The organism is Marinomonas ushuaiensis DSM 15871 (assembly GCF_000521805.1).
GTDB classification, from domain to species: domain Bacteria; phylum Pseudomonadota; class Gammaproteobacteria; order Pseudomonadales; family Marinomonadaceae; genus Marinomonas; species Marinomonas ushuaiensis.
In genome coordinates, this window is sequence record NZ_JAMB01000008.1 from 157,260 (window position 1) to 168,763 (window position 11,504).

The 11,504-nt window shown below is 39.9% G+C and carries 9 protein-coding genes; 6 read left to right on the forward strand and 3 right to left on the reverse strand.

All coding sequences use genetic code 11. From position 1 onward, the window contains the following. The first annotated feature begins 108 nt into the window (after positions 1-108). Complete coding sequence (locus MUS1_RS10470; RefSeq protein ID WP_036162263.1) at positions 109-837, forward strand: NAD(P)H-flavin reductase; 729 nt, start codon at positions 109-111, stop codon at positions 835-837. An 86-nt stretch (positions 838-923) separates the two neighbouring features. On the opposite strand, the gene MUS1_RS10475 is transcribed toward MUS1_RS10470, so the two are convergent. Next, on the reverse strand, positions 924-1,196 hold the full coding sequence (locus MUS1_RS10475) for a YfcL family protein (RefSeq protein WP_036162265.1): 273 nt from the start codon (positions 1,194-1,196) through the stop codon (positions 924-926). 96 nt (positions 1,197-1,292) lie between these two features. Continuing rightward, complete coding sequence (mqo, locus tag MUS1_RS10480) at positions 1,293-2,771, reverse strand: malate dehydrogenase (quinone) (protein WP_036162266.1); 1,479 nt, start codon at positions 2,769-2,771, stop codon at positions 1,293-1,295. 417 nt (positions 2,772-3,188) lie between these two features. Between mqo and MUS1_RS10485 the strand changes: the two genes are divergently transcribed. Continuing rightward, complete coding sequence (locus MUS1_RS10485) at positions 3,189-3,590, forward strand: CBS domain-containing protein (protein ID WP_036162268.1); 402 nt, start codon at positions 3,189-3,191, stop codon at positions 3,588-3,590. Between the two features lie 21 nt (positions 3,591-3,611). On the opposite strand, the gene hslO is transcribed toward MUS1_RS10485, so the two are convergent. Continuing rightward, on the reverse strand, positions 3,612-4,487 hold the full coding sequence (hslO, locus tag MUS1_RS10490; RefSeq protein ID WP_084035604.1) for an Hsp33 family molecular chaperone HslO: 876 nt from the start codon (positions 4,485-4,487) through the stop codon (positions 3,612-3,614). 224 nt (positions 4,488-4,711) lie between these two features. On the opposite strand from hslO, the gene MUS1_RS10495 reads away from it, so the two are divergent. The 4 genes from MUS1_RS10495 to MUS1_RS10510 all read left to right on the forward strand — a co-directional run bounded on the left by MUS1_RS10495 (position 4,712) and on the right by MUS1_RS10510 (position 11,065). After that, the gene (locus tag MUS1_RS10495; RefSeq protein ID WP_036162270.1) at positions 4,712-6,643 is read left to right on the forward strand and encodes an ABC-F family ATP-binding cassette domain-containing protein; all 1,932 of its coding nucleotides are present in this window, start codon (positions 4,712-4,714) and stop codon (positions 6,641-6,643) included. A gap of 132 nt (positions 6,644-6,775) precedes the next feature. Beyond that, positions 6,776-7,771 (forward strand): porphobilinogen synthase, encoded by a 996-nt coding sequence (hemB, locus tag MUS1_RS10500; RefSeq protein ID WP_036162272.1) that lies wholly within the window; start codon positions 6,776-6,778, stop codon positions 7,769-7,771. A gap of 137 nt (positions 7,772-7,908) precedes the next feature. Continuing rightward, the gene (ppk1, locus tag MUS1_RS10505) at positions 7,909-10,128 is read left to right on the forward strand and encodes a polyphosphate kinase 1 (protein WP_156924884.1); all 2,220 of its coding nucleotides are present in this window, start codon (positions 7,909-7,911) and stop codon (positions 10,126-10,128) included. 313 nt (positions 10,129-10,441) lie between these two features. After that, on the forward strand, positions 10,442-11,065 hold the full coding sequence (locus MUS1_RS10510; protein WP_211236455.1) for a flagellar brake domain-containing protein: 624 nt from the start codon (positions 10,442-10,444) through the stop codon (positions 11,063-11,065). The last annotated feature ends 439 nt before the right edge of the window (positions 11,066-11,504 follow it).

Below are 11,504 nucleotides of genomic sequence, written 5' to 3' on the forward strand. Positions count from 1 at the left end.
ATAAGCCACTTAAGTAAAGTGGCTTTTTTTTAGATACATAATCAAATTAGTGAATTATTGTTTGTCTGTTTTTGTTGAAAAGGACGGCGACGGTATCGGAGTAACTGTATGAAAGATATTACCGCCAAGGTAAAAGAAGTTGAGTTAGTTAATAAAAACGTACACCAAATCACCTTACAAGCAGATGACTTTTCATTTAAGGCTGGCCAATATTTAATGGTCGCTTTACCATCTGGCGAGCAAGTTCCCTACTCTATTGGTAGCGCTCCACATGAACTGCCTGATTTAACTTTATATATTCTGGTTTCAGATCCAGAATCGCTCGCAAGCAAAGTGGTTGAACACATAAAGTCAAATGACAACATCACAATCAAAGCACCAGGTGGTGATTGTCACGTTCAAAATGGTATTTTAGATTCTAATCCTGAGCACATTTTATTGATTGCTGGCGGCACAGGTTTTGCTCAAGTTAAAAGTTTATATGAAGATTTAGTAGCACAAAATTTCCAAGGTAAAGTGTCTTTGTATTGGGGTGTAAGAACCTTTGAAGATACCTTCGCACATTCATGGTTAGACAGCGTGAAGACAGATACTAAGTTTTCTTTGAATGTCATCGTTAATGATAAACATGAAGAGTGGCATGGCAGAACAGGCTGGTTGTATGAAGCTGTTTTGACCGATCATTCTGATTTAAGCAAAAGCGTTGCTTTTATCAGCGGCTCAGTTGGTATGGTTTATGGAACATTTGATCAATTAGAACTAAAAGGCTTAACAAAAAATCGCTGTTTCTCTGATGTTTTTGCTTATGCTCCACATCCAACTAAACCACAGTTATAAGAACCATAAAATTTAGCTGCCGTTGGCATTATAAAGGGGAGACAATCATAAGATTGCTCCCCTTTTTTAATTGTGTGTTCTTCTATTTATTTGGCGTTCTCACAAACCGCTTTCCATAATGACAAAATGTATTCTTGATCACTCTCGGTTAAATTCTCGGCCTCTATCGTCTCATGTAAAATAGCATCGAAATTGGCGTCGAATTCTTCACTACCATCACCTTCAATACTACTATGTAAACCCAATAAGCCTAAAAGATAAGCGCAATGAAAAAGCTCGTCTCCTTCTTCTGCTTGATGTTCAATTTCCCGTAGTTTATCGCACAATTGATCAGCACGATCTGCAAAAGTCATTGTCATGTTAAATCTCTGTGTTGATGTATTTATATCAATTAATCCATATAAAAAAGCTGGGAAATACCCAGCTTTTAAAAAATCATTGCTTTATATCGAATACTAAGGATTTAGATTTAGTGTATCTAAAGTATGCTCTCGGATAGACAGTAATAAATCTGTGTTTTCTACCAAGGACTCACCATAAGAAGGCACCATCTCTTTCATTTTCGTTTGCCATTCATCAGAAGCCAAACTATCGTGAAAACAGCGCTCTAAAATACCTATCATTGTATTAACCGTTGTTGATGCGCCCGGAGAAGCACCTAACAAAGCGGCCAATGAACCGTCTTCAGTAGTGATGGCTTCAGTCCCAAACTCCAACTTACCACCAGTATTCTCATCTTTCTTAATAATCTGAACACGTTGACCAGCATAGGCTAGTTCCCAATCTTTATCCTGAGCATCAGGAAAAAACTGACGTAACGAATTACAACGGTCTTTATGAGACTGCATAACTTCACTGATTAAATAACGAGTCAAATCCATGTTGTTTTTGCCCACACTCAACATAGGTTTAATATTGTTAAAGCGAACACTTTTTGGAAGGTCGAAGAGCGAGCCAGTTTTAAGGAACTTCGTCGTGAAGCCGGCAAATGGACCAAATAAAATGGCTTTTTTGCCGTCAATAATTCGCGTGTCTAAATGAGGAACAGACATAGGTGGCGCACCGATAGGCGCTGCGCCATAGACTTTAGCAAAGTGCTGCTCAACCAATTCTGGTTTTTCACAAACTAACCATTGGCCACTAACAGGAAAACCACCAAATCCATGACTTTCTTTTACCTCTGCTTTTTGTAAAAGAGGTAAAGCGCCACCGCCAGCACCTAAGAAAACAAACTTAGCGTCTACTTTGCTACGAGAGCCATTTTGCTCAATCGTAACATCCCATCGACCATCCGCTTTTTTCTTTAACGCTTTTACTTCCGTATTTAGACTAAGTGTAAAATTCTCTAAACCTTCTAAATGCTTACTCATGTTCCGAGCAATCGCACCAAAATTCACATCTGTACCATGTTCAATACGTGTTGCAGCAAGAGGTTCACTATCATCACGATTATTCATAATAAGAGGCATCCACTCTCTCATTTTTTCTCGGTCTTCTGTGTATTGCATTTCTTTAAAAGCAGGATGTGCACTCATAGCCGCATGACGCGCTTTGAGCATATCTACATTGCGTTCCCCCCAAACAAAGCTTTGGTGAGGTACACGATGGATAAAATCTTGTGGCGCTGGCATTAAACCTTGCTTAACAAGATAAGACCAAAACTGAAGGCTAATCTCAAAAGCGGCATTAATATTCACTGCTTTATCTATATTGACTGAGCCATCATCATTTGGAGAAGTATAATTAAGTTCGCAATATGCTGCATGACCTGTCCCGGCATTGTTCCAGCCATCTGTGCTTTCTTTTGCAATGCCATCTAAACGTTCAACCATAGTAATGGTTAACGTTGGATCAAGTTGTTTTAGTAACACTCCTAGGGTTGTGCTCATAGCACCTCCCCCGACTAATAAAACGTCTACTGAATTTGAGGTCATAGGATTTCGCCGTGTCATAGCCAATTGTGGATTTGAGACGTATTAAGAAAATAGGCTTTTGGCCAGCAGTAAATATTACGAAGGGTACTGCATTGCTTTCTTATACTCTCTCTTCAGAACGTTTTCACTTGCATTTCAATGCTGCAAGTTCAAAAACTAACAACCTATCAAGGGTTCTGAGCAGGTTTGGCTAGATTATACGGGTTTTTAAAATAATGTCTTGAGACCTTAGTATAAGAATGTAGATATATTCACACTTAAAAAAACAAGATGGCGCTCATTTTATTGTCTTTAGCAGCAAGATATCCGATGTTAGCAACATTAAGAAAAAACATGCTTCGATTTTGCTGCTATATTAAAATTATAATGTTCAATATAAATATACTAAATCTCCACTTAGCTAACAGGGAGCGCAACATGAAAGCACAAGATATTATGATTAAAAGTGTCATATGTGTGGATATAGATGGCCGTCTTCCTGACATAAAAAAAATTATGGAAAATCATAAATTTCACCATCTTCCAGTTACTGATAATGGAAAGCTTGTAGGCATTATTTCAGATCGAGACCTTTTGCGATTGATCAGTCCTTTTATTGATGGCTTATCAGAGCAACCAAGAGACTTAGACACCCTCAATCGAGTCGCTCATCAAGTTATGACGCGCCAACCGATTGCCGTGAAGGCAGAGACACCAATAGAAGAGGTTCTTGCTTGGTTTAAAAGAGTGGATATATCTTGCTTACCTGTTATTGATGAGGAGGAACAAGTTATTGGTATGATATCGTGGCGTGACCTTATCAGCCACGCCACATTTTAGACTTTAATGAGACGTGATTTTTTAATGTACTTTAGCTTGATCACCGAGCACGTCTTCTAAATCTGCTTCTGTGAATTCATATTTCTCGGCACAAAATTGGCAGTCGACTTTTATACTGCCTTGCTCTATCAATATTTCGCGCATTTCTTCTTGGCCAAGAGACATCACAGCGTCCATAGTTCGTTGACGAGAACAGGAACAACCGAATTGCATTGTCTTGGTATCATATAAGCGAATTTCTTCTTCATGATACAAACGATGTAATAATTCTTCCGTTTCAAGCCCTAGCAATTCCTCTTCTTTTACCGTTGAAGCTAAATGAGTGAAACGCTCCCAAGCGTCCTCATCCCCTTCTTTAGATTGCTCATGCGGTAAACGCTGTAAAAACAAACCACCACACTGAGCACCGTTCGCAGCCAACCAAACTCGGCTAGGCAATTGCTCAGATTGAGAAAAGTACTGTTCAAGACATTCAGATAATGTATCGCCTATGATTTCAACAATACCTTGATAGCGCTGCCCATTACGCGGCTGAATTGTAATAGCTAAATAACCGCCAGCTAATACGTCTTTTAGCGAAATAACATCTGGAACATTTTGATTTTCATCCCATTGAGCAATGCCGCGAAGGTTTTGATGCTCGTCGCATTCCGTCATTAGAGTCGATAGAAAGCCGTTGCCTTTTGCTTGAATCGATAACACACCATCTATTTTGATGATATCCCTTAACAGCGCAATTGCAGCGACAAATTCGCCAAGTAATTTCTCTAGCGGTAGTGGGTATTCTTTACGCTTAATAATTTCTTGATAAGCGCTGTTTAAAAGTACACGTTCACCACGAACATTTGTGTCATCGAATGAAAAGCGTTGGATTTCGTTTATTGATACATTATTCACAAAGTACACCTTGCTCAGTCCAAACGTCCTGAGTTAAAAATTCACATTAATATTTTCGCCATTTTACCCTCGTGTTAAGGAATCATCCACTTTAAACCATGGATAAACTGGGAATATGCTTGCTTACTATTTCGTTTACACTAGCAGCACTCTAAAATGTTATTCATTCTATTTAAGTGTCTATTTTTACTTCTCATAATCGAGATAAGAGATTTCTAGTTTTTATGATTCAATTTATTGAAGTTAGTTTACAGCGCGGCACTCAGTTTTTACTTGAAGATGCTGACCTCACTATTTTCGAAGGTCAGAAAGTTGGTCTCATTGGCGCAAACGGCGCCGGGAAATCTTCTTTATTCGCCATGATTAAAGGCGAGCTACATGCCGACACAGGCGAAGTCATTCTTCCAAGTAATCGTCGCATTGCTTTCATGGCTCAAGAAGTAGAAGAAACGCAACGCAGCGCCTTAGATTATTGCCTAGATGGTGATGATAGATTACGACTCATTGAACGCAATATCGCCAAAGCACAAGAAAGTGGTGATAACCACGCTCATGCAACTTGGCTAGGCGAGTTTGAAACCGCCCACGGCTATACAGCTCAATCCAGAGCTGAAACACTTCTCCAAGGTTTAGGTTTTAAAATGTCGGACATGCAAAAGCCTGTTTCAGACTTCTCTGGTGGTTGGCGGATTCGTCTAAATCTTGCTAAAGCATTAATGTGCCCTTCTGACGTTCTGTTACTTGATGAGCCAACTAACCATTTGGACCTAGATGCCGTGATGTGGCTGGAGAACTGGTTAAGACAGTACCCAGGCACACTACTCTTAATCTCCCATGACCGAGATTTTCTTGATGGAATCTGTAGTCATATTGTTCACTTTTACCAGAAACGTCTTACTTTATATAAAGGTAACTATTCAGACTACGAACGTCAGCGTGCAGAGCATCTTGCTCAGCAACAGGCTAACCATGAAAAACAATTAGAAAAGCGTGCACACCTACAACAATACGTTGCCCGCTTTCGCTACAAAGCAGACAAGGCAAAACAGGCTCAAAGCCGTTTGCGCATGTTGGAGAAAATGGAAATCATCGGGCCTGCACATATTGACTCGCAGTTTCAGTTTTCTATTCCTGTTGCCGAGAAAACCTCACAGCAACTGATCGATTTATCACAAGCTGATTTAGGTTACATGTCTGAGACTAATCAAGCATTAGTTCAGCTTGGGAAGACCAATTTCACTTTACGAGACGGACAGCGAATTGGTCTACTTGGCCCTAACGGAGCAGGTAAATCGACACTGATCAAATCGATTGTTGGCGAAATCAACGTGTTATCTGGAGACAGAGTCACAGGAGAAAATCTTAAAATAGGCTATTTCTCTCAACATCAGCTGAGTGCTCTTGATTTAGAAGCCTCTCCATTGCTTCATATTCAACGTTTGTCACCTAAGGTCTTAGAAAGCGACATTCGTCGTTACTTAGGCGGTTTTGGGTTTGTTGGTGATGATGCTCTACGCCCTGTAAAAGGCTTTTCTGGTGGAGAGAAGGCCCGCTTGGCTTTATCGCTTATTTCATGGACCAAACCCAACCTATTGGTGCTCGATGAACCGACTAACCATTTAGACCTAGACATGCGTCAGGCTCTAACAGAAGCATTACAGGAATTCCCTGGCGCTATTTTATTGGTGTCCCATGACCGTCACCTTTTAAACAGTACCGTCGATGAATTTTATCTAGTAGCTGATAATCAAATCCAAGCATTTGATGGCGATCTACCCGCTTACCACGCTTGGTTACAGGCACGACAAACCAGCGCTGCACAAATTGAAAAAGGCGAACAAAGTCTCGGTAAAGTAGAAAAAACGGACAGAAAAGAAGAACGGCGTAAAGCTGCTGAAATGCGCGAAAAACTACGCCCTTTACGCAAAAAAATAGAGAAGTTCGAAAAAAGCGTTCAAACCGCTCAAGAGCATCTCGATAAAATCTCAGATGCCATGTCTGATAGCACCCTTTATGAAGCCGAACAAAAGGATAAACTACAAGCTTTACTAAGCGATGAAGCAAAATGGAAAAAAACTCTGGCCGAAAGTGAAGAATCTTGGTTCGAAGCTCAAGAGGAATTAGAAGAAGCTGAATCACAAATAACTGAGCTATAAATGTCGAGAAAGTATAAGAAATCCTAGAAACACGTAAACATTGCTTTAACACAAAGCTTTTAAGTGAATACTGACTTAATATTGTCACAATACTCAAGTAGATTTACAAACAGCGAAAAGGAGAGATATTGGATGACGTTTCCATATACTCGTATGCGCCGCATGCGTAAGAATGATTTTTCTCGTCGACTCATGCGTGAGCATCACTTAACAGCAGATGATTTGATTTATCCAATGTTTGTTATTGAAGGAACGAACGTGCGCGAAGCTGTGCCTTCGATGCCAAATATTGATCGTGTTTCTATCGATTTACTTCTCGAAGAAGCTAAAGAATTAGTTGAATTGGGTATTCCTACAATCGCCTTGTTCCCAGTTATTAAAAGCGACAAAAAGTCCCTACTCGCAGAAGAGTCTTATAACCCTGATGGATTAGTACAACGTGCGGTTCGTGCTTTAAAAGAAGCCTTCCCAGAACTTGGCGTTTTAACAGACATTGCTTTAGACCCTTACACGACACACGGTCAAGACGGCATCATCGACGATTCAGGTTACGTATTAAATGACATCACAGTCGACACACTTGTTAAGCAAGCATTATCACATGCCAAAGCAGGTGCAGATGTTGTAGCCCCGTCCGATATGATGGATGGTCGCATTGGCGAAATTCGCGATGAACTAGAAGCAGAAGGCTTCATTAACACATTAATCATGGCGTACGCGGCAAAATACGCTTCGGCTTATTATGGCCCATTCCGTGATGCAATAGGCTCAAGCGGTAATCTTGGTAAAGGCAATAAGTTCACCTATCAAATCGATCCTGCGAACTCTAACGAAGCTATTCGTGAAGTCATGCTCGATTTGGAAGAAGGTGCCGACATGGTCATGGTGAAGCCTGGCATGCCTTATCTGGATATTGTCCGCAGAGTAAAAACAGAATTAGAAGTACCAACCTTTGCTTACCAAGTAAGTGGTGAGTACGCCATGCATATGGCGGCTTTCGAAAAGGGTTGGCTGGATAAAGACACGGTAATGATGGAATCACTCTTAGCATTTAAACGTGCTGGTGCAGATGGCATCCTAACCTATTTTGCAAAAGACGCAGCTCGTTTGCTTAAAAAGCGCATTTAGCGAAAATAAGTACACAGAATCGGTGACCAGCAGGCTGCGTTGGTGTAATTTGTTATGAAATACCTAAAAATTAAAGGGTAAGTAATAACACGACACCAAAATCATGATATAGCGATATTTGGAGATAATAGAAGTACATGTCTGAGCAGTCTGTGAACGAGATCGAAAAAAAAGAGTCAACGCCTAGCCAACTAGTTGAAATTGATGCTGAGTTGATTTTAGAGCCAATTCCAGAACAACCACAAGATCCTACCAAAATAGCGATCGAAGAGCGCTTGCCTGAAGAAATTGATCTCGCTGACCCAGAACTCTATTTCAACCGTGAATTAAGCCACCTACAATTCAACGCTCGTGTGCTTGAGCAGGCTATGGATGAAAACCATCCGATCTTAAATAGATTGATGTTTCTATGTATTTTCAGCTCGAACATGGATGAATTTTTTGAAATTCGAGTAGCCGGCTTAAAAAGCCAACTTGAATATAGTCGAGAAAAAAACGGCCCTGATGGCATGCATCCTAAAAAGGTACTTGCTCTTATCAGTGAACAGGCTCACAAACTTGTTCGCCGTCAATATCGCATTCTTAATGACATCATTTTACCCAAACTTGCAGAAGTGAATGTAAAGTTCATTCGCAGAACAGTCTGGAATGAAAAACAGGCCACTTGGGTCAAACGTTATTTTAGAGACAATGTACTGCCGATTATCAGCCCTATTGGTCTTGACCCTGCGCATCCATTCCCAAGATTGGCGAATAAAACATTCAACTTTGTAGTTGAGCTAGAAGGCCGCGATGCTTTCGGGAGAGAGAACGGACTTGCAATTGTGCCAGCACCAAGCTCATTACCTCGTTTGGTTAAATTACCAGGCGATGTATGTGAAGGCGGCGATAACCTTGTTTTCCTATCTTCTATTATTCATGCTCACGCAGATCAACTTTTCCCAGGCATGACAGTAAAAGGCTGTTTTCAATTTCGCCTCACTCGAAACGCAGATTTAGAAGTAGATTCTGACGACATTGGCGTAGATTTAGCAGGCGCATTACGTACCGAATTACAAAGCCGACATTATGGCAGTTCAGTACGATTAGAAATCGCCGAAAATTGCCCTCCGCATATTGTTGATTCACTGCTTAAACAATTTGATTTAGAACAACAAGATTTATATCGTATTGATGGCCCAGTTAATTTAAGCCGTTTGATGGCAGTGCTTGAATTAGTTGATCGCCCTGACCTAATGTACGCTCCTTTTTCTCCTGGTTTACCAAGAAAACTTGCTAGTTCAGGTGGAATATTTGAAGCTGTACGCCAGCGTGATTATTTGCTCATGCATCCGTTTGAGAGTTTTTCCCCTGTTATCGATTTACTGAGTGAAGCCGCAAAAGACCCAAATGTTGTTGCGATTCGACAAACTCTTTATCGAACAGGCGCACGCTCACCTATTGCTAACGCCCTTGTTGAAGCAGCTAGAAATGGTAAAGAAGTTACCGTTGTTATTGAATTACGAGCACGATTTGATGAAGCTGAAAACTTAACCCTAGCAAGTCGCCTACAAGACGCTGGTGCGATTGTCGTTTATGGCGTCGTAAGACACAAAACACATGCAAAAATGATCCTCATCGTTCGTAGAGAAGGCGCCAACCTTAATCGTTATGTTCATTTAGGTACTGGCAACTATCACGCCGGTAATGCTCGACTTTATACCGACTATAGTTTCATGACTTGTAATAAGGATATTGGCGACGATGTTCATCGTGTATTCCAGCAATTAACAGGAATGAGCAAAGAGCTTAAAGTAAAAAAATTACTTCATGCTCCATTTACTCTACGTGATCGCTTACTTGAAATGATCGACCGTGAAGCGACTAATGCTAAAAATGGTGATCCTTCACGTATCATCATTAAAGTAAACTCTTTGACAGAACAGAGACTCGTACAAGCTTTATATAAAGCATCTCAAGCAGGTGTAAAAATAGACCTTATTATTCGTGGAATTTGTACATTACGCCCAGGAATTAAAGGTATATCGTCTAACATTAGGGTACGCAGTATTATCGGACGATTCTTAGAACATACACGCGTTTATTACTTCTATAACAATCGTAATCCTCAAGTATATTTATCTAGTGCAGACGGTATGGATCGAAACTTAAACAACCGCATTGAAGTCGCCTTCCCACTTCAAGATTACAAGCAAACTCGCCGAGTTAAAAAAGAACTAGAGTATTACTTAACAGATAACACCCAAAGCTGGATATTACAAAGTGATGGTTCTTACCAGCTATCTAAACCAAGAAAAGGCGAATACAGAAGCGCTCAACGTGTATTGCTCAACGAGCTAGCTGATAGCACTCGTTAAACTTCCTTAGAAAATAATGCTATTCGCATAAAACTAAGAAAACAAAATCCGACTAAACAATATCAGTCGGATTTTATTGCTTCTATGCTGAAATTATTACTTAATCACCTCAATTAAGTGGCTTTTCAATAAAGCTCTCACCTCTATTTATATACTAGTAATTTCTGAAAGCAGAGTTTAATATCATATATTCCACGTCACTAGATGATTATTTATATTTGAACAAGAAGACTAGCGAGTAATAATCTTCTATTGGAAACCTGCTATGAAAAGAACAAACATAGACAAGCTTCATCAGTTAACACCAGGAAGCATGGTTGATTTAGAAATTTTGACGCCAACCAGCAGTAAACGTGTAAAAACAGAGTTTGTAGGCTTATTAGAAAACCAATTCATTATTTTAAATTATCCAAGCACTGCTCGCTTGGCTAAAGCCGCAGACTACTTACCTGATGGCGCCACTGTCGTAGTTAGAGCGTTAATAGAAGGCGATGGTGGCCAAATAATTGCCTTTCGACAACTACTATTAACTATTTCATTTCGACCCTCTCGACTTCTTTTCATCGCTTACCCTAAACAAGTGCAGTTATTTTCACTACGCTCTCAAACTCGCGTGCCAACATTATTACCTGCAAAATTAAAATTATCTAATGGGCTAGAACTTACAGGCTTAATTAAAGATATCTCATTAACTGGGGTTATGTTTGAAATTTCAAACATCGATAAAATCGATAACCTTAAAGATATGAAATGCTCTGTAATAATCGGAAATAATAAAAAAGCAAATAATTTTGAAGGGGCCATACGCAGCGTGAAACCATACTCCTTAGGTGCACGCTGTGGTATTAAACTCTCAGCAAATAAAGATCAAATGAAAAACTTAATGAGAGAGTACTTCATTGAACCTTCTGTATTACCTTCTGAAACACGAAAATAAAAGTAACGCCCACTGCCATATAAACTTGAAAAATGTCTATTATTTGATCTTTTGATCTTGCACTGAATAAACAGTTTCGCTAAAGTATTATTCAGACAGAGGGCAAATGGACTTGCCTTAGCCTCCAGGAAGGAGGCTCTGTCGCTTTTTAGGGACAAACCAACGCTGCAAGGATGCAGCAGGAAAAACTCTTTTCTTACGTATCCTGCAGTAAACAATCCTTCTTCACATTACTTATAGAAAAATTCGCAAACTTTATCCTTTTACCAACAATAAAATCTAAACACAGAACCCACACAATATTCAGTACCTACAACCTCAAAAACCCTGTATTTTTCATTGACGCTGATGCACTGAGTTCACATAAGACAGGCAAAAACGATAAAAGATAAGTCGTAAGAGCGTCTTTGCTGACATTTGCGCTGACGCGTTGAGCTTG

Coding starts and splice junctions, on each gene's coding strand:
- MUS1_RS10495 (WP_036162270.1), top strand. CDS start 4,712: ATGATTCAATTTATTGAAGTTAGTTTACAGCGCGGCACTCAGTTTTTA.
- MUS1_RS10485 (WP_036162268.1), top strand. CDS start 3,189: ATGAAAGCACAAGATATTATGATTAAAAGTGTCATATGTGTGGATATA.
- MUS1_RS10470 (WP_036162263.1), top strand. CDS start 109: ATGAAAGATATTACCGCCAAGGTAAAAGAAGTTGAGTTAGTTAATAAA.
- mqo (WP_036162266.1), bottom strand. CDS start 2,771: ATGACCTCAAATTCAGTAGACGTTTTATTAGTCGGGGGAGGTGCTATG.
- hemB (WP_036162272.1), top strand. CDS start 6,776: ATGACGTTTCCATATACTCGTATGCGCCGCATGCGTAAGAATGATTTT.
- ppk1 (WP_156924884.1), top strand. CDS start 7,909: ATGTCTGAGCAGTCTGTGAACGAGATCGAAAAAAAAGAGTCAACGCCT.
- MUS1_RS10510 (WP_211236455.1), top strand. CDS start 10,442: ATGGTTGATTTAGAAATTTTGACGCCAACCAGCAGTAAACGTGTAAAA.
- MUS1_RS10475 (WP_036162265.1), bottom strand. CDS start 1,196: ATGACAATGACTTTTGCAGATCGTGCTGATCAATTGTGCGATAAACTA.